Raw genomic sequence first — 18,207 nt, 5'->3', positions numbered from 1 at the left:
TTTACGCCAGGTCGCCGGCAAAGTGGACAAGCCGCTTTGCTGTTACACATTGGCGGGCGCGATATACCTGTGTATCGCCTGAGCGTGTTTGTCGGCAAATACAGTACACGCTCATTTCTACGCAACGACGGGCTGGGATATGGCGAGTCAACAAGGGATTGTAGAAGAAACGGCAACCGCCGCTGCCTCTACCGGGACGGTGCAGGAGGTTTTGCTGCGGATTACGCGTTGGCAGGCGCTGATCGACAAGCGCCTGAGCAGCCAGATGAGCTTGCTGGAGGCCATGGAAGATTTCGCATTGACCGAACTGCGCAATCATTACCCTGACGGCAATATCGATCCGGGATTTGTGCAGGTCCTGCTTGATGCGGTTATGCAGAAAATGATCGATGGCAAGTCTTTGATGTACCTGGCGATCCGCGACTCGCCGTACCGCTGGCCAGGCGGCGCCGACCGCGGATTGGCCGCCAGCCATCGTCAGGCGGTCATCCAGACAGTGGATAGCGTTGCCGGGCATTTCCTTGTTCAGTACAAGAACTACCTGCAAGAACATTGGGAAACCAAGGGGCAGGAGGCGGCGTTCGATCGCCTCGTCTTGCGCAAGCTGCAGCGTTTTATCGACGACATCGACGCGCTGTTCAACGCAGACCGGCTCGCGGCGCTGACACTGGATCGCTTGCGCAGGCAAATCGACAGGATTCATCGCCGAAGCACTCGCCGGTATCGGTTGACCTCGCTGGCAACCGGTACGGAAAAGAAATTGCTTCAAGCGCAGTCATACGCGAATTTGCCGCACTGGCTGCGAGTGCTGAACGAACCGGACCGTGCCAGGTTGCGCCAGTATCAGCAACAGACGGCGCTGGGGCAGGCCGCGCTTGATGATCTGCTGGAAGGCTATGGATCGCTGCGCGCCTTCGCCCGTCAACAAGCGATCGATTACCTTCAGCTCAAGCTTGACATCGAAGTGGAGCCGGACCGGATCGAGGTGCGCTTGAAATGGCGCTCGGCCGTTGGCGAGCCGACGCAAAACCGCAGCCTGAGCGAATTGCTCGCAGCCGGGCCGATCGGTAAGGATTTTGCTGCAGTGCTGGACGTTACCAGTGGTGCTTCGCAACGTAATCAGCCTCTGACGCCGACATTCGTTGCCGACATGCTGGCAGAGCAGGACTATCCGGCGGATTACCTGCAAATCCTCCCCGGACAGTACGAGCGCATTGACGTACACAAAGCCTCGTTCGACTGGCTTACCGCGCGGCTCAAGCAGAGCGCGTTCGTCGCGCGTTGCGCCGGGCATTTGACTGTGGCCGATCATGAGCGTCTCGAGCAGGCGTGGGCGGCGGATGTCATGCAAGCACGTTTGCAGTTCGCCGCGCTGACGCTGCCCAATGGCATGCAGTGTGCTGAGCTGCTGGTGTGTTATCGCGAAGAGACTGCGCAAAAGGTTGAGGATCTCTTGTTGTACGCGCCGAACAAGCCAGACGGCCAGGAGTGGGTGCGCTTGCGTTCGCTGGCGGCGTTGACCGGAGAAGTCTGGAGCTGGACGCAGAGCGAATCCGGGCGCGAATACCTGTTGCAGCAACTTGCGCCAACTGCACATCGTACGGCGCGCGATTACCTGTTAGCCGTGTCGGCGAGCCCGGCACTCTGGGGAATGACCAGCGACATCCGTCGTGACCCATTGCCGTTCGCCGAATGCATCGAAACAGCGGTAAAAATGGGCCTGGCAAAAAATCTGCAGCGTATCGAGGAAGACAACTCGCTGCGCTGGTACACGACGCTTGGCCTTGATGCCCGCCGGCGCATCAGCAGTCTGAATCAGGAGCTGATAGTGCATCAGCAGGCTTTCAGTGAATTGCTGGGCGGTTTCGAAGTTTTCGTCGACTTCGCCAGGCGCACGGTTGCCGCCGCGATTGCGCCGTACATGCGCAGCAAGAATGTGCTCGAGCCGGTCGACCCGGCGACCGTGTTGATCGATTACAGCCCCGGCATTGTCGACCGCAGGAAGCAATCATCAGCCAGTCTGCTCGACCTGGCGATCTACGGCTACGACGACAACGCTGGCATCGAACATCCGAAAAGAGGTGTGCGCTCGTCAGTCGGTCAGGATCTGAGTCAGGTGCGCAGCGCCGATCTGGCGCGGTACATGCGTGGGGCCTGGCTGGGTGAAAAATACGCGAAAGAAATCCGTGGCCAATATCTGGACGCTCGCGATGAAATCTACGAGTCGCGCCGGTTCGGCTACCGCAATGTGCTGCTGTCGAAAATGGATCGCGATCTGCGCATTGCCAGAAGTCAGGCACGATTGAGCGACGCGGTGTATTCAGCTCTGGTTCGTCAGGTTTCGCTGTTGAGTCAACTGCCTGCGCCGGGAGCGCATTCGCCGGGCGCCGACATTGCGACGAGTGACGGGGTGTTCAGGCTTACCGTGCGCCATAACGTCGTGCTCGGGGTATACGTCTTTATCTGCTGCCACCCCGAGCCGTCCCGGTGGCTATACACGCCGGACGCGCCCGACGGTCTGACGGTGCGGCCGTATCTGTCACTGGAGGGCGACGTTGCCGCTACATTGCATGACTATCTGATGGCGCGCAGCCCCGTTGCTGCGCGCAATACGGTGTCGCGCTCGTTGCGAGCGATAGCGGCAAAGAAACAGCGCGTCGATACGCTGTTCGAAGCGCAACGAGTGGGGGACGCACGCAGCGAATTCAACGCTTACATCGAGCGCACGGTCACCGACGTGGAGGACATCACCACCAGCCGCGCGGAAATGATCGAGAGACAAGTGGTCAAGGGACTGATGTTCGGCGCTGCACCGTTTTGCATGGTATTTGCGCCTTTTGCCTTGCTGCTGGATGTTGTGTTCATCGCTGTCAGCGCCGTTCAGGCAATCGCGGCGCACCTGGAGGGCGATGTTGATGGCGCGCTCGGTCATTGGCTGGAAGCATCCTGGGGCGCGCTGTTTGCCATGGCTGGCGCCGGCAGTTCGGTCAAATTGCTCGCAGGCACGGCCAGAAACCTGAGACGCACGACGAGGCCGGTCTCCTTGTTGGCCGAACGCCTTGAGGCCGTGACACTCGTTCGCAAGGAAACGCTGCCAGCGGTTCGGGAAGTGCGTTTTCGCGCCAGGCAGGCAGTCGGCAAGACACCCGAACAATTGCAGCGGGTCACTGAAGAAGGCGTCTTTTACGGCACATGGCGCAGTCCGGCAAGTGCTGCGCAGCCTCAGCCGACCTACTACATCCGTAACAGAGGCAGCTATTTCCAGGTCAAGGAAAACCCGCATTTCGGTGGGCTCAGCCTGATTGATGCCCGTCGACCCACGGCCATTTATCAGCGGCCCATCCGTTTGACCGCGAACGGTAAGTGGACGCATGACCGGGTCGGATTGCGCGGCGGCAATGATCAGGTGCGCAATCTTGGTCAAGTGCAAAACCTTCGCAACGCGTTTCCCGGGCACGTCGAACCGTTGCTCAACCGCGGGGCAATGCAGGGGGAGGCGGTGGTGGCGAAGTTCATCGCCGGGTCCAGGGACAACTATCTGTTTTCGCTGAACGCGCAGACCTGTGTCATCGCCTCGATGTACAACCCGCTAACGAAGGTGGGTGCGGTCATCCATTTCGATCACAACATTCGCTCGCTGGTCGAGCGCACTGTTCGGAACGTGATGAAGCGCCTGGGAGGTTCGGCCAAGGATGTTCGCGCTACGCTGGTCGGCGGCGACTGGTTGACTGGCACGGATATCGGCGGATCGATCAGGAGTGTGTTGCGCCAGCAAGGGCTGCGACCGACCTGGGATTACTGGTCGTATTCTTCTTGCCTCGGGAACAATTATGCCGTCTCGTTGAATTTGCAGAACGGTGTATCGACTGTGTTCAAGACCTCCGCCAGTCAGGTTGAGCGTTTGTATACGCCGGTTTTGCAACGGGCGCGGTATGCCAATGACGCGGTCTCGACGCGTGCGACGAGCTTCATGCAGCGAGTGCGCAGCAGGCCGTTGTATGAGGATGGCTCAGGCAGCGTAGTCGATCAGGCAGGACGTCGGGCCACCGCCGCGATGATCGAGGAACAGGCTTTTTCGACGGTATTGATGAACTGATGTGTTTGTTGCAGGCATAAAAAAACCCGATCGCAAGGATCGGGTTTTTCACGCCGGTGCAGTCTTACGACTGTTTGGCCAGCTTGTGCTCGAGGTAGTGAATGTTCACACCGCCTTTGCAGAAGCCTTCGTCGCGGACCAGATCACGGTGCAGCGGGATGTTGGTCTTGATCCCGTCGACCACGATTTCGTCCAGGGCATTGCGCATGCGCGCCATGGCTTCGTCGCGGGTCGCGCCGTAAGTGATCAGCTTGCCGATCAGCGAGTCGTAGTTCGGCGGAACGGCATAACCACTGTACAGGTGCGAGTCGACGCGCACGCCGTTGCCCCCTGGGGCGTGGAAATGCTTGACCGTACCCGGGCTCGGCATGAAGGTTTTCGGGTCTTCGGCGTTGATGCGGCACTCCAGCGAGTGACCGCGGATCACCACGTCATCCTGAGTGAACGACAGCTTGTTGCCAGCGGCGATGCTGAGCATCTCCTTGACGATGTCGATACCCGTGACCATCTCCGAAACCGGGTGCTCCACCTGAACACGGGTGTTCATTTCGATGAAGTAGAAACGACCGTTTTCGTAGAGGAACTCGAAAGTGCCGGCGCCACGGTAGCCGATGTCGATGCACGCCTTGACGCAGCGAGCCAGTACTTCCTGACGCGCTTTCTCGTCGATGCCCGGTGCCGGCGCTTCTTCGAGAACCTTCTGGTGACGACGCTGCAGCGAGCAGTCGCGGTCGCCCAGATGGATGGCGTGGCCCTGGCCGTCAGACAGCACTTGCACTTCGACGTGGCGGGGGTTGGTGAGGAATTTTTCCAGATAGACCATCGGGTTGCCGAACGCCGCGCCAGCTTCGGTGCGGGTCAGTTTGGCGAACGCGATCAGGTCTTCTTCCTTGTGCACCACGCGCATGCCGCGACCACCGCCGCCGCCAGCGGCCTTGATGATCACCGGGTAGCCGACTTCGCGACCGATGCGCAGCGCTGTTTCTTCGTCTTCCGGCAATGGGCCGTCGGAACCAGGAACGGTCGGCACACCTGCTTCGATCATCGCGTGCTTGGCGGAAACCTTGTCACCCATCAGGCGAATGGTTTCGGCTTTCGGGCCGATGAAGGCGAAGCCGGAGTTCTCGACCTGCTCGGCAAAATCGGCATTTTCCGCGAGGAAACCGTAGCCTGGGTGAATGGCGGTAGCGCCAGTCACTTCAGCGGCGGCGATGATGGCCGGGATGTGCAGGTAAGACTGAGAGGCAGACGCCGGGCCGATGCAGACGGATTCGTCCGCCAGACCCAGGTGCATCAGCTCTTTGTCGGCCTTGGAGTAAACGGCGACGGTCTTGATGCCCATCTCTTTGCAGGCACGCAGAATCCGCAGGGCGATCTCACCGCGGTTCGCGATCAGAACTTTTTCCAACTTCGCAGTCATCAAAGGCTCTCCGCAGTTCAAACGATGGTGAACAGCGGTTGGTCGTACTCAACCGGCTGGCCGTCTTCGACGAGGATGGACTCGATCACACCGCTGGTTTCAGCTTCGATGTGGTTCATCATCTTCATGGCTTCGACGATGCACAGGGTGTCGCCTTTCTTCACGGTCTGGCCGACTTCAACGAAGGCTGGCGACGCTGGCGAAGATTTGCGATAGAAGGTGCCGACCATCGGCGAACGGGCAACGGTGCCGTTCAGCGCCGGGGCAGCAGCGGCAACCGGGGCTGCAGCAGCGACTGGAGCGGCGGCAGGTGCAGCGGCCGGAGCCTGCATCGGGGCCGGCGCGTAGTATTGCTGAGCCGGAGTCTTGCTGTGACGGCTGATGCGTACGGACTCTTCGCCTTCCTTGATCTCGAGCTCGTCGATGCCGGACTCTTCCAGCAATTCGATCAGTTTCTTAACTTTACGGATATCCATGAATCATCAACTCCCAAGGGTCGGTCAGGGGCGTTTAACGCTTGTTGTTCAAGTCGTTGCCTGTGTTTCAAGCTGTTCTAGCGCGGCCTCCAGGGCCAGTCGGTAACCGCTGGCGCCAAGGCCGCAGATCACTCCCACCGCTACGTCGGAGAAGTAGGAGTGATGGCGGAAAGGTTCGCGTTTGTGCACGTTGGACAAATGCACTTCGATGAATGGGATGCTCACTCCCAGCAGCGCGTCACGTAATGCGACACTTGTGTGCGTAAAAGCCGCCGGATTGATCAGAATGAAGTCGACACCTTCGCCGCGGGCAGCGTGGATGCGCTCGATCAATTCGTACTCGGCGTTGCTTTGCAGATACAGCAGATGATGGCCGGCTTCACGGGCGCGACGCTCCAGATCCTGATTGATCTGCGCCAGGGTCGTTGAACCGTAGGTGCCGGGTTCGCGGGTGCCGAGCAGGTTCAGGTTGGGGCCGTGCAGCACCAGTAGGGTCGCCATCTGCGGAGTCCTTGTCATGAATGAGCAATCGTCAGAACCCGGCGACTATGCCGCAAAGCCTTTGTGACTGTCCAGTTCCATGCAATAGCCGGCACGATGGCCGATGTTTGCGCGAAGTATGTGACCAAGTGCTCTGATCTGGTCATTTGCGATAACAGGGCGGGCCTCTTCGCGAGCAGGCTCGCTCCCACAGGGTTGTGCTTCCATTGTGGGAGCGAGCCTGCTCGCGAAGGCGGTCTGTCAGACGCGGAAGGCTTGAACGGCGGTATGCAGTTGTCCGCCCAGAACGAGCAGATTCTCACCCTGCTCGCGACCGCGACCAATGCGCAGCAGATTATCCCCACCCAGTTGATGAATTCGCTCACTGTGATCACGAATCTCGCTGACCGCGCCGCTCTGCTGCGCGGTCACATCGGCAATGCGGATCGCCGTGTCGGCAATGGTCTGGATCGCGCCAACGATCTTGTCCAGTGCACCGTCCGCCGCTTGCGCCTGATTGGCGGTGGCCTCGGCGTGTTCGACCTGCGCACGCATGCCTTCGACCGATTGCCGTGCGGCCGTTTGCAGGCCGGCGATCAACGTCTGAATTTCCGCCGTGGCGCCGGCGGTGCGTTGCGCCAGTGAACGCACTTCTTCGGCCACCACGGCAAACCCGCGACCCATTTCCCCGGCGCGCGCCGCTTCAATTGCCGCGTTCAGGGCGAGCAGGTTGGTCTGGTCGGCGATCGAGCGAATCACCGTCAGCACGCCGCCGATGGTGGCCGACTCTTCAGCCAGGTGCTCAATCATCTGCGCGTTGCCCTGTACCTCGCCGACCAAGGCATGCAGCCCGGTGAGGCTCTGGCCGATCACCGTCTGACCATGTTCAACGGCAAGGCCCGCGTGGCGGCTGGCGTCCGCTGCCTGCTGCGCATCGCCGGCAACCTGTTGAATGGTCGCTTCCAGTTCGCCCAGCGAATCGCGGATCAGCGCGGTGTCGCCGGCCTGATGTTCAGCACCGCTGTGCAGGTCATTGCTCAATTCGGCGAGGGTGCGACTGCTGCCCGCCACTTGCTCGGCATTACCGCGAATGGTTCCGACCAGATCCACCAGATACGCTCGCAAGCGATTGAGCGAGGCTTCGATGTCATGCAGTTCGCGGTTGGTCTTGCCCAAGCGGATGTCACTGCTGAAATCGCCCTCGGCCCAGGTTGACAGCGCGGGGGCGAGATTGGTCAAAGTGCGCGCCAGACTGCGCTGCAAGGTGTCGATCAGCAACGCGATCAGCAGAATCAGGCCGATCATGACGCCTTGCAGCAAGCGCACTTCGCCCTGGATCTGGCCGTGCTGGGCGCGCACCGCCGGTTCCAGAGCAGCGATGGCTTGTTGCACCGCAGCGATTTTCTGATGGGTCGCGACACTTAAATCAGTGCGTTTCTGAATCTGTTCGCGGGTGCGCTCAAGCTCCGCCGGATAACGACCGAGCAAGCTGTTGAGTTCGCGTTTGAGGCCGACGCCAGCGTCTTCGGCGACGGTTTTTTCGCTGTTCTCAATACCCATCATCGCGGCGAAGTCATCGCTGCCCGATGCGCTCTGACTGACCACGCCGAGCAAGGGCAGGGCGTCGATGGCTTGCGCCTGGGCGCGGATGTTGCTGACTTCGCGCTCGACATCCGCGGCCAGTTCGCTGCGTCCGCTGCTGACCAGTTTGTCCCGTGCGAGCGAAAGTTTGCCCAGATGCTGCGACGCCACCAGCAGCGGCGTCAGATAGCTCGCGTTGCCGTTGGCGTACGTGCTCAGTTGTTCGAGGCTGGCGCTCAACTCGCGCTCGGCTTGCAGCAGCAAAGCCTGCGGATCACCGGCCAGTTTACCGGCGGCGAGCAGGTCGGTCTTGCTGAATTCGGCCAGCCCGGACAGGCTTGGGCGCAGTGATTCGGCCAGCGCGGGCGGCAGTTCAGCGATCTGGGTCTGCAAATCATCGATAGCCTGGCTGGCGCTGCTCAACCGCAAGGCGTCGCCGCTGGCGAGGTAATCCTCGACGTTGCGCGCGACCTCGTTCTGGAATTGCTGGGACAAGCCCAGATATCGCTCCATCAGCAAATAGGGGCGCTCCAGGGCTTTTTGCGACCACCACAGCGTGGCGCCGAGTGCCAGGCACACGGCGACCAGCAGCAGCGTATTGAGATTGGTGAGCAACTTCAGGCGCATGACGGCTACCAACGGCAGAAATGGTAAGCGCCTGAATTTATTGCGGTTCTGTTACAGGGTTATGACCGAATCAGTGGATTCCGATGAAAAAGTGGCACTTTGCTTTGAGTGCCGCGCGGTCTGTACCCGATTGCGTCCGGCACCCTTGGCGCGGTACAGCGCTTCGTCGGCCTGACTGGCCATCATCAGGCTGTCGCAGTCGTCGTGCATTTCCACCACACCGGCGCTGAAGGTGCACCACAAGTCCTGCGGCTGCGCCGGATAGTGGATTTCGGCGAAGCGCTGGCGGATCTCATCGAGCACATTGTGCGCTGCTTCAATATCAGTGTCGGGCATGACGATGGCGAACTCTTCACCGCCGTAACGGCCGATGAAATCGGTCTTGCGCAGACGCTGCTTGAGAAACAGCGCCAGGCTCTTGATCACCCGGTCGCCCATCGGATGGCCATGGCTGTCGTTGACCCGTTTGAAGTGGTCGATGTCGAGCATGGCGAAACTCAGCGGCTTGTTCTCGCGGCGGGCGCGGAACGAGCAGTCCTCAAGCAATTGCAGGATGTGCGTGTGGTTGTACAGGCCGGTGAGGCTGTCACGCACCATCCGCGCTTTCAGATTGCGCGCGCGGGCGGCACGGTTGCGCACCGTGGTAATCAGGTGGCGTGGCTTGATCGGTTTGGTCAGGAAATCATCGCCGCCCTCGCTCATGGCGTCGAGCTGCTTGTCCAGATCGTCTTCGGCCGACAGATAAATGATCGGCACACTGACGTAACGGTCGTTGTGGCGAATCACCTTGGCCAGTTCGGTGCCGGTGCAGGCCGGCATGTACATGTCGAGGATGATCAGGTCGGGTTGAAAATCCGCCAGTTCGGCCATCGCCTGGATCGGCTCGATCAACGTGCGGGTGACGATCCCGGCGCTGTTGAGCAAGCGCTCGGTGTGCAAGGCCTGGGCGCGCGAATCATCGATGATCAGCACTTTATAAGGCTCGTACTGCGCGACGCAGGTGAGCACTTCGATTTTTTCCAGCAGGCTCGACGCTTCGAGGGTGCCGGTGAGAAATTCCTGACCGCCGGCGCGCACGGCGGCGAGACGGGTCGGGGTGTCGGTTTCATGCAGGCTGAAAAACAGCAGCGGCAACGGCTCGTCGAGACCGACCTGGGCTTCAGCGGCAAGCTTCAGGCCGACGCCGGGGCCGCTGAAGTCCACGTCCATGACGATCGCTGCCGGCAGGCGCTCGACCATCGATGAGCGAAACGCCGAAACGCTGTCCAGCGCTTGCGCGCTCAGGCCAAAGAACTCAAGTTGTTTGGCCAACCGTTCAGCACGGTCGTGATCCTGCAGCAGCACATAGATTGGTTTGCGCAGCGGCGGCAGGAAGGTCTGCTCGAGCTGATCGCCATGCCGCAGCCCGGTGCGCGACAGGCGCTGCATCAACCGATTGAGGTCGGTGATCAGCCCGCTGCTGAGGCGGCCGCGATTGGCGTCCACTGCTTCCAGCGACTGGCTGATATGTCGCGCCAGCTGCGTGTGCTCAGGCTGTTCGAAGCGCTCGGCAAAACGCAGCAGGCGCAAATTCGCCTCGCTCAGTTCGGCGAGGTCGACGGTTGACCATTCGCTGCGCTGCAGGCGCTGCCAAATTTCGAGAATCTGCCGCGCCTGATGAATTACCCGCTGGGCAAAGTGGTGCTTGAGACGCTCACGGCTGGGGTCTTCTGGCTCGGTCATATCCTGACTACTAGTTAGGCTGCATGCTGAGGTCGACTGGTGGCTCTATGCTAGCACCTCTTTTCCCTTAGACGAGTGTCGTACGTCAATAATCTGATGTGCGACACAATTCAGTTTCTGACTGGTTGGTTTTGTTTTTTTCTCTGATTTGCGCCAAGTGCTCGAATATCGGGGCTTTTCGAGCAATCCTGCCAGCGCTGTCGACATTTCACCGGCCTTGAAGGGTGGCGTCTGACAGCTGTTTCTGATTTTTCTTCCACGCGCTTTCACCGACCAGATTGGCTGGTACGGTTCAGGGATTCCCCTAGCTGCCGTCCATCCACCATGAGCCAATGTTTCAACGAACTCGCCAGTGATTCACAGCGCCTCAATCACAGCATCATGCCCATCGACGACTGCGCCTGCGGCGAAGAGCTGTTGTATGGCGAGCGGGTCCAGGTGACGGAAGTGCCAGTGCTGACCTGCCAATGCCTCTGGCGGCGTTATCAGCGCGCGGCCGAAAAAATCGTCGCTCCGAACGGCGTGTTGATTGCCGATCCGGTCGCGCGCAATCGGGCGATCAACGCGGCCTATGCCCGGTTGTGGCTGCACGACCCACGTTTTCAATGGGCGGGCCTGGCGGCGTTTGCCTCCAAGCAGGTGGGCTGCGGCTTGCTGCACGCGGCGCACAGTATCGAAAGCATCCGCGAGGAACATGAAGCGCGGCAACGTCTGCGCGATAGCCGCAGCGAAGCCGGATTGCTGACTCCAGGCAAGATGCCGGAACAGGCCGCTGCGTTGGGCGAGTATCAACAGGCCCGGGCGCGCAATCCGCTTGCTGCCGTGGATGTTCGGGGGCTTGGCGAAGAACAGTCGATAGTCCAGCGACAGTTCAAGCATGTGTTCGAAATGATGGCGATGGGCAACACCACGCTGTTTCTGGATGTTTATCCGTTGCATCAGTTTTATGCGGTGCGCGGGTTGGCGGAGTTGAAAAAGTGTCTTCGCGACAGGCGAAAGATTTTCGGTCATGCGAAGTGGCCGGTGCTTTGGCCAGTGGGTGATGAAACACTTGTTTTCGGTCGTGAGCATGCTGAAATCGAAAAAGCCTTTGAAGCTATGGAAGCGGGGGAAATCGCCGAAAGCGTGGAGCATTTGGCAAGACATGAGCAGCGCAACATTCTTCAGCCAACCATTTACGAAAACCTTCATCTGGTTGCGCTTTTGCGGGGCAATCATTTCGCTTATGTCACCGACTTTCCGTCTGGCGTCGCTCAAGCCATCGAATTGACCCTGACCAGTCAATGCCGCCGCGTCGATGATGGCCGCACAATCGACTTCAACAGCCATCCACTGGCGGATCTGTCTGATATCGATCAGCGAATGGAATTTGTGCTTCGGGCGGCGGCACGCTTTGATGAAATGCTCAATGACGACAATCAAGGCGCACTGGCGCAGTCCATTCGAGAAATTGCGGCAATGGCGGTAGGGGCATGAAGTTGCGCTTCTCTCATCTGCGCTGGCGATATTGGGCGTTGCTTGTGCTTGGTTTCATTTTGGCGCTGGTTGCTGCTCGTCAAGCGCTGCGGCCGTTATGGAACGATCCGGTGATCGTCGTGGAAATCGGCGGCACGTATGAAAGCATGATGGAGCGCTCGACAACCCGTTTCAGCCCATTGATTCGCGGTCACATATGGGCAGGTAGTCCCAAGTCCGATGCTCGTCTGCGCTTTATTGATTCGCAATTTGGATTCGAGACACCTCTCGCCCGTTTTTTATCAGTCGGTTTCGATGACAACGTCGTCGACGACCTTCGCATGTCTCCGCAAATCGAGCCTTTGCTCATAGATGACGCCATGAAGGTAATTGTCGATCTGCAGACCCAATGGTGCGCAAAAGGCTGGAAACCGATGGGTACGCAGGGTGACCCGACAATCGCGGACACCCCTGAGTGGCGCGCATACGTCAGACAAGGAGTGCTTCCAGGGGTGTCATTCTGGCAGGCCGGCGACAAATACCAGGCAATGCTGATTCTTGCGCGCTTTAGAGATTCAAGGCACCTCGATCAGGAGCGCTACCTCATCACTCTCGCCGTGGCGGAGCCCTGGATTCCTTTCGACGAAATCGAAGATCGCCGTCTCGAATCCCATCACTTCCCCCCACCTCTACCCGAAAAAGGAGCGATCCCATGCCCATCCCAGCCTTCATGACCATCCACGGTAGCCGCCAGGGCCTGATCACGGCCGGCGCTTTCACCGAAGCGTCGGTGGGCAATACTTACCAGAGTGGGCGCGAAGACAAGATCATGGTCCAGGCCCTCAGCCATGGCCTGTACATACCCAAGGACCAGGGCGCCGCGCGGCGGATGCACAAACCATTGATCATCACCAAAACCCTCGACAAGGCCTCGCCCTTGCTGAATATGGCGCTGTCTGGCGGAGAGCTGTTGAGCGAATGCCGCGTGGAGTTTTACCGCACGTCGGCCGGCGGCGTGCAAGAGCATTTCTATACGCTGGAGCTGGAGGACGCGTTGGTGGTCGGCAGCGAAATATTGATGCCGCACTGCCTCGACAGCGGCACGTCGCACCTCACGCAGCTGGAAAAAGTCCATTTCAGCTACCGCCGCATCTACTGGCGCCACGAAATCAGCCGGACGATGGGTTCGGACGAGTGGCAAGGTGAGGGGCAGCGATGAGGCTGGTCCGTGAGTTCAGCCTGACCGATGACGAGCGCCAGCATGTCTGTCCCGTGGAGGAGGCGCTGGAGCAGGTGGCAGGTCTTCTGGACGGGCGGCAATCGCTCGAAGGGCTGGATCAACTGCGCGCGGGCTTGATGATCAATCTGGACAGCGAAGTCCTGGCGCAGATCAGACAGGGCGAATGGTGCCTGATCAAAGCCGAGGCCGAATATGGCCACTGGCAAGGCGCCGAAGCATTGTTTAAACAGGCCGTGCTCGATTTGATGGACAATCCTCCAGAGCAGCCCACCCGCACCCCGCGAATCTTTCGTCTGGTCGACAGCGTGACCGGCGAACCGTTGCCTGCGCAGGCCTGCATCGCCACGGTCGACGGCATACCCAGTCAGCGCCGGACAGATGCCCAAGGCATTGCACATCTGTTTGCCAGCGAGCAGGCGCAGCTGTCGTTGCGGATTTTCAACGCCTGAATCGCTGCGTCTATCCTTTCGTTCGCGACACCCTGCGCTTGTTTTGCGCCAGCGCCCTGATAGCGCGTGCCCGGCCAAGGCACGTTGTTGTATGGTTGTGGTCGAACCGTTGAACCCAAGTGATTGAAAGGATATCGCCATGCTGGACTGGAAAAACCGCGCGGGCAGTGCGCCTGAACGTGCCGCCGAGCCCAAGTCGGCCACCCGCAGCTACGTCGGCGGGCTGTTGTTCAGCCGCGCGCTGGCCACCCTGGTCGGCATTTATCTGCTGGTGACCATTGGTCTTGGCTGGTACTGGAGCCAGGAGCCGGCGCTGTTTCCGGTGGCGCAAAATGCCCAGGTCGCGGCCGAGAAGGAAGGCAAGCAAATGGTGGTCGGCTACACCACGGTCGAAACCCTGAAGACCGTCGCCGGCACCTTGCTCGACAAACCGGGCGGCTACATTTCCAACGACCGCTTCCCGCCGGGCCTGTGGATGGACAATACGCCGAGCTGGGAATACGGCGTGCTGGTGCAGGTGCGTGACCTGACCCGTGCCTTGCGCAAGGACTTTGCCCGTTCGCAGTCGCAGTCGGCCGAAGACGCCGATCTGGCCAAGGCCGAACCGCGTTTCAACTTCGATAACAAGAGCTGGGTGCTGCCGTCCAGCGAGTCGGAATACCAGGAAGGCATCAATTCCCTGAGCCGCTATCAGTCGCGCCTGTCCGACCCGAACCAGAAAAACGCGCTGTTCTACGCGCGCGCCGACAACCTCAATAACTGGCTGGGCGATGTCGGCACCCGTCTCGGTTCGCTGTCGCAACGGCTGTCGGCCAGTGTTGGCCGGGTCAAACTCAATACCGCGCTGAAAACCGAAGTGCCCGCCGTCGGCGAAGTGCCGCAGGTCGACGAGGAAGTCGTCGAGACGCCGTGGATGCAGATCGACAACGTCTTCTATGAAGCACGCGGTCAGGCGTGGGCGCTGTCGCACTTGCTGCGCGCGATCGAAGTCGATTTTGCCGATGTGCTGGCGAAGAAGAACGCGACGGTCAGCGTGCGTCAGATCATTCGCGAGCTGGAAGCCTCGCAGGAACCGGTGTGGAGTCCTATGATTCTCAATGGCAGCGGCTTCGGCGTGCTGGCCAACCACTCGCTGGTCATGGCCAACTATATTTCCCGGGCCAATGCCGCGGTAATCGATTTGCGTCAACTGCTCAATCAGGGCTGATCAATGAGCCACAACGCCAGGGAGGCAGCCCATCGCGCCGCCTCCGATGCCGAACAGATCGCCTGGGTCGACGAGCACGACAACCTGCTCGGTGCCCTGGTGCGCTCCGATTTGCGCGAGCGCGGGCTGATCGGCCGTGGGACCTACATCATGCTGTTCAATTCCGCCGGTGAGCTGTGCGTGCACCGGCGCACGTTGAGCAAGGCGATCTATCCCGGTTATTGGGATGTCGCTGCGGGCGGCATGGTCCAGGCGGATGAAAGCTATGCCGAGTCGGCGGCTCGCGAGCTGGAAGAGGAGCTGGGCGTCAGCGGCGTCGAGCTCACCGCTCACGATCATTTCTACTTCGAAGACACCGGCAACCGGCTCTGGTGTTCGGCGTTTTCCGCTGTCTGGGACGGTCCGCTGAAACTGCAGCCGGAAGAAGTCCTTGAAGCGCGCTTCATTCCCGTCGAACAGGTCATGCAGGAAATCTTGCAAAAGCCTTATTGCCCGGACTCTTTGGCAGCTCTGAAGCGCTATCTCAAGGTCCAGCAAAGCGACGTCGCAAAGAACGCATGAATTGGCGCCGATTGGCACTTAGCAATCGCGATTTTTGCCGTTACACTGCGCGACCTTTTCAAGCTGTGCCGAGCGCTTTTGCATAAGCGTTCGCTGCAGTTGCGCTGCCCCTGCCTGAGTGGGGCTTCGCGGTCGCTGACCTTGCCCAAGGTTGCGATCAGTCTTTGTCCTCCCGAGAGGATTGCCGGTGGCCAAAAAAGCCGCATCCTTCGCCGCCCTGGGCGGCCTGGTATTTTCTACCGACGCAGGTCGTCACTGTCCGGAATGCAGCAAGCCGGTGGACGCCTGTATCTGCAAACAAACCGTGGTCCCGGCCGGTGACGGCATTGCCCGCGTGCGTCGCGAAAGCAAGGGGCGTGGCGGCAAGACGGTGACCACCATTACCGGTGTGCCCCTGGCCGAAGACGCGCTCAAAGAGCTGGCGACAACGTTGAAGAAACGTTGCGGCACGGGCGGGGCGTTGAAGGATGGCATCATCGAAATCCAGGGCGATCACGTCGAGCTACTGTTGGCAGAGCTGATCAAGCACGGTTTCAAAGCGAAGAAGTCCGGCGGCTAGCAGCCTCTGTGAAACCCTCCGGCGGCTTGATTCGGCTTTGCAGTATTGCAGAACCGGCGGCGTCGCCATGGTTTTCACAGAGCCTGTTCATGACCGGTTTCTAAACTCCACGCAGTCAGTGCGGTCTACCGCGGCACTGACGAACCGTCATTTTCATTCTTTAGACTGCGCCGGCCTGAGCAACAGGCGACGCACTCTGACTTCTTTATAGGGGACTTCGATGTCCGTACGACGCACACGTAAAGACGATGGCAGCCAATGGACAGTTGCGGACAGCCGCAGCGTTTACGGGATTCGCCATTGGGGGGCCGGGTATTTCGCGATCAATGAAGCCGGTCGCGTCGAAGTACGTCCGAACGGCCCGAGCAGCTCGCCCATCGACCTGTTCGAGCAAGTCGACCAACTGCGCAAGAGCGGTTTGTCCTTGCCGTTGCTGGTACGTTTCCCCGACATCCTGCAAGACCGTGTCCGTCAGTTGACCGGCGCTTTCGATTCGAACATCGAGCGCCTGGAATACCAGAGCAAATACACCGCGCTGTACCCGATCAAGGTCAACCAGCAGGAAGCGGTGATCGAGAACATCATCGCCACCCAGAACGTCTCCATCGGTCTGGAAGCCGGCTCCAAGCCTGAGCTGCTGGCCGTGCTGGCGCTGGCGCCGAAGGGCGGCACCATCGTCTGCAACGGTTACAAGGACCGTGAGTTCATCCGCCTGGCGCTGATGGGCCAGAAGCTCGGCCACAACGTATTCATCGTCATCGAAAAAGAATCCGAAGTCGGCCTGGTGATCGAAGAAGCCGCCTCGCTCAAGGTCAAGCCACAGGTTGGCTTGCGCGTGCGTCTGTCGTCGCTGGCCTCCTCGAAGTGGGCGGACACCGGTGGCGAAAAATCCAAGTTCGGTCTCTCGGCGGCACAGTTGCTGTCAGTGGTCGAGCGTTTCCGTGGCGCCGGGCTGGATCAGGGCATTCGCCTGCTGCACTTTCACATGGGCTCGCAGATCGCCAACCTCGCGGACTACCAGCACGGCTTCAAGGAAGCGATCCGTTACTACGGCGAATTGCGCAACCTCGGTCTGCCGGTCGATCACATCGACGTCGGTGGTGGCCTGGGTGTCGACTACGACGGCACGCACTCGCGCAATGCCAGTTCGATCAACTACGACATGGACGATTACGCCGGTGTCGTGGTCGGCATGCTCAAGGAATTCTGCGACGCGCAGAGCCTGCCGCATCCGCATATCTTCTCCGAAAGCGGCCGCTCGCTGACCGCGCACCACGCCATGCTCGTGGTGCAGGTGACAGACGTCGAGAAACACAATGACGAAATCCCGCTGATCGAGAACAAGGAAAGCCTGCCGGAAACCGTGCAGTGGCTGGTTGACCTGCTCGGCCCGACCGACATCGAAATGGTCACCGAAACCTACTGGCGCGCCACGCACTACATGAGCGACGTCGCTGCGCAGTACGCCGACGGCAAGCTGACCCTGGCGGAAAAAGCCCTCGCCGAGCAGTGCTACTTCGCCGTGTGCCGTCGCCTGCACAACTCGCTCAAAGCGCGTCAGCGTTCGCACCGCCAGGTGCTCGACGAGCTCAACGACAAGCTGGCGGACAAGTACATCTGCAACTTCTCGGTGTTCCAGAGTCTGCCGGACACCTGGGCGATCGATCAGGTGCTGCCGATCATCCCGCTGCACCGTCTCGACGAAGAACCGCTGCGCCGCGCGGTGCTGCAGGACCTGACCTGTGACTCCGACGGCAAGATCAACCAGTACGTCGACGAGCAGAGCATCGAAACCAGTCTGCCGGTGCATGCGTTGAACGAAGGCGAAGACTACCTGCTGGGCGTGTTCCTGGTCGGCGCCTATCAGGAAATCCTCGGCGACATGCATAACCTGTTCGGCGACACCGATTCGGTGAACATCTACCAGAACGCCGATGGCAGCGTGTACCACGCCGGCATCGAGACCCACGACACCATCGAAGACATGCTGCGATACGTGCACTTGTCGCCGGAAGAACTGATGACGCACTACCGCGACAAGTGCGCCAGTGCCCGCATCAGTGCCAGCGAGCGCACGCAATTTCTCGATGCCTTGCGTCTGGGCCTGACCCGCTCCTCCTACCTGTCTTCCTGAGGCCAGGTGGCGATCTCGCCGGGTTGTCTGAAACTTTCCCGCAAGCCGCGGAAAATTCGGATGATCTGGTGGGATGTCTCCCAAAATCTGCGCGAAATGCTTGCCGATCCAGGCCAGCAAAGTCATCCGGTCTGCTTTTCGCGTAGGTCATTTCCTAAGTTGTACTTCAGCTCTCTACTCGGCCATGGCTCTCGGCGAGA

14 protein-coding genes are annotated in these 18,207 nt (G+C 60.0%); 9 read left to right on the top strand and 5 right to left on the bottom strand.

Features of this window, described 5'->3' with window-relative positions:
- Nucleotides 1-139: 139 nt before the first annotated feature.
- Nucleotides 140-4,096, top strand: coding sequence for a type III effector 1 (locus tag V6F91_RS13180; protein WP_332765050.1), 3,957 nt, complete (start codon nt 140-142; stop codon nt 4,094-4,096).
- 64 nt (nt 4,097-4,160) lie between these two features.
- On the opposite strand, the gene accC is transcribed toward V6F91_RS13180, so the two are convergent.
- The 5 genes from accC to gcbA all read right to left on the bottom strand — a co-directional run bounded on the left by accC (nt 4,161) and on the right by gcbA (nt 10,402).
- The gene (gene accC / locus V6F91_RS13175) at nt 4,161-5,516 is read right to left on the bottom strand and encodes an acetyl-CoA carboxylase biotin carboxylase subunit (RefSeq protein WP_203420579.1); all 1,356 of its coding nucleotides are present in this window, start codon (nt 5,514-5,516) and stop codon (nt 4,161-4,163) included.
- A 17-nt stretch (nt 5,517-5,533) separates the two neighbouring features.
- Complete coding sequence (accB, locus tag V6F91_RS13170; RefSeq protein WP_093105137.1) at nt 5,534-5,992, bottom strand: acetyl-CoA carboxylase biotin carboxyl carrier protein; 459 nt, start codon at nt 5,990-5,992, stop codon at nt 5,534-5,536.
- 48 nt (nt 5,993-6,040) lie between these two features.
- Nucleotides 6,041-6,493: a type II 3-dehydroquinate dehydratase gene (gene aroQ / locus V6F91_RS13165; protein WP_090281057.1), complete on the bottom strand. Its 453-nt coding sequence runs from the start codon at nt 6,491-6,493 to the stop codon at nt 6,041-6,043.
- A gap of 240 nt (nt 6,494-6,733) precedes the next feature.
- A complete protein-coding gene (locus V6F91_RS27425; protein WP_423815331.1) occupies nt 6,734-7,777 on the bottom strand; it encodes a methyl-accepting chemotaxis protein in 1,044 nt (347 codons plus the stop codon).
- A gap of 954 nt (nt 7,778-8,731) precedes the next feature.
- The gene (gcbA, locus tag V6F91_RS13155) at nt 8,732-10,402 is read right to left on the bottom strand and encodes a diguanylate cyclase GcbA (protein WP_203420582.1); all 1,671 of its coding nucleotides are present in this window, start codon (nt 10,400-10,402) and stop codon (nt 8,732-8,734) included.
- A gap of 324 nt (nt 10,403-10,726) precedes the next feature.
- Here gcbA and V6F91_RS13150 point away from each other — a divergent pair, with 324 nt between their 5' ends.
- From V6F91_RS13150 to speA, 8 genes are all read left to right on the top strand, one after another.
- Nucleotides 10,727-11,878, top strand: coding sequence for a DUF2515 family protein (locus V6F91_RS13150; protein WP_332765042.1), 1,152 nt, complete (start codon nt 10,727-10,729; stop codon nt 11,876-11,878).
- Nucleotides 11,875-12,591: a hypothetical protein gene (locus V6F91_RS13145; protein WP_332765040.1), complete on the top strand. Its 717-nt coding sequence runs from the start codon at nt 11,875-11,877 to the stop codon at nt 12,589-12,591. The genes V6F91_RS13150 and V6F91_RS13145 overlap by 4 nt, the downstream gene beginning before the upstream one ends.
- On the top strand, nt 12,570-13,076 hold the full coding sequence (locus tag V6F91_RS13140) for an Hcp family type VI secretion system effector (RefSeq protein WP_332765038.1): 507 nt from the start codon (nt 12,570-12,572) through the stop codon (nt 13,074-13,076). Before V6F91_RS13145 ends, V6F91_RS13140 begins: the two co-directional genes overlap by 22 nt.
- Complete coding sequence (locus tag V6F91_RS13135) at nt 13,073-13,546, top strand: hypothetical protein (RefSeq protein WP_332765036.1); 474 nt, start codon at nt 13,073-13,075, stop codon at nt 13,544-13,546. The genes V6F91_RS13140 and V6F91_RS13135 overlap by 4 nt, the downstream gene beginning before the upstream one ends.
- A gap of 139 nt (nt 13,547-13,685) precedes the next feature.
- Nucleotides 13,686-14,753 (top strand): DUF2333 family protein, encoded by a 1,068-nt coding sequence (locus tag V6F91_RS13130; RefSeq protein ID WP_332765034.1) that lies wholly within the window; start codon nt 13,686-13,688, stop codon nt 14,751-14,753.
- 3 nt (nt 14,754-14,756) lie between these two features.
- A complete protein-coding gene (locus V6F91_RS13125) occupies nt 14,757-15,314 on the top strand; it encodes an NUDIX hydrolase (protein ID WP_332765032.1) in 558 nt (185 codons plus the stop codon).
- Between the two features lie 187 nt (nt 15,315-15,501).
- Nucleotides 15,502-15,873 carry a translation initiation factor Sui1 gene (locus V6F91_RS13120; RefSeq protein ID WP_332765030.1) on the top strand — a complete coding sequence of 124 codons (372 nt, stop codon included), beginning with the start codon at nt 15,502-15,504 and terminating at the stop codon, nt 15,871-15,873.
- 220 nt (nt 15,874-16,093) lie between these two features.
- Nucleotides 16,094-18,007 carry an arginine decarboxylase gene (gene speA, locus V6F91_RS13115; protein ID WP_016771856.1) on the top strand — a complete coding sequence of 638 codons (1,914 nt, stop codon included), beginning with the start codon at nt 16,094-16,096 and terminating at the stop codon, nt 18,005-18,007.
- Nucleotides 18,008-18,207: the final 200 nt, after the last annotated feature.

The organism is Pseudomonas koreensis, assembly GCF_036668835.1.
Lineage (GTDB): Bacteria > Pseudomonadota > Gammaproteobacteria > Pseudomonadales > Pseudomonadaceae > Aquipseudomonas > Aquipseudomonas koreensis_I.
The sequence above is the reverse complement of the archived record's forward strand: the minus strand, read 5'-3'. Positions and strand labels throughout refer to the sequence as shown.

Coding starts and splice junctions, on each gene's coding strand:
- accC (WP_203420579.1), bottom strand. CDS start 5,516: ATGACTGCGAAGTTGGAAAAAGTTCTGATCGCGAACCGCGGTGAGATC.
- accB (WP_093105137.1), bottom strand. CDS start 5,992: ATGGATATCCGTAAAGTTAAGAAACTGATCGAATTGCTGGAAGAGTCC.
- V6F91_RS13135 (WP_332765036.1), top strand. CDS start 13,073: ATGAGGCTGGTCCGTGAGTTCAGCCTGACCGATGACGAGCGCCAGCAT.
- V6F91_RS13150 (WP_332765042.1), top strand. CDS start 10,727: ATGAGCCAATGTTTCAACGAACTCGCCAGTGATTCACAGCGCCTCAAT.
- speA (WP_016771856.1), top strand. CDS start 16,094: ATGTCCGTACGACGCACACGTAAAGACGATGGCAGCCAATGGACAGTT.
- gcbA (WP_203420582.1), bottom strand. CDS start 10,402: ATGACCGAGCCAGAAGACCCCAGCCGTGAGCGTCTCAAGCACCACTTT.
- V6F91_RS13145 (WP_332765040.1), top strand. CDS start 11,875: ATGAAGTTGCGCTTCTCTCATCTGCGCTGGCGATATTGGGCGTTGCTT.
- V6F91_RS13180 (WP_332765050.1), top strand. CDS start 140: ATGGCGAGTCAACAAGGGATTGTAGAAGAAACGGCAACCGCCGCTGCC.
- aroQ (WP_090281057.1), bottom strand. CDS start 6,493: ATGGCGACCCTACTGGTGCTGCACGGCCCCAACCTGAACCTGCTCGGC.
- V6F91_RS13130 (WP_332765034.1), top strand. CDS start 13,686: ATGCTGGACTGGAAAAACCGCGCGGGCAGTGCGCCTGAACGTGCCGCC.
- V6F91_RS13125 (WP_332765032.1), top strand. CDS start 14,757: ATGAGCCACAACGCCAGGGAGGCAGCCCATCGCGCCGCCTCCGATGCC.
- V6F91_RS27425 (WP_423815331.1), bottom strand. CDS start 7,777: ATGATCGGCCTGATTCTGCTGATCGCGTTGCTGATCGACACCTTGCAG.
- V6F91_RS13140 (WP_332765038.1), top strand. CDS start 12,570: ATGCCCATCCCAGCCTTCATGACCATCCACGGTAGCCGCCAGGGCCTG.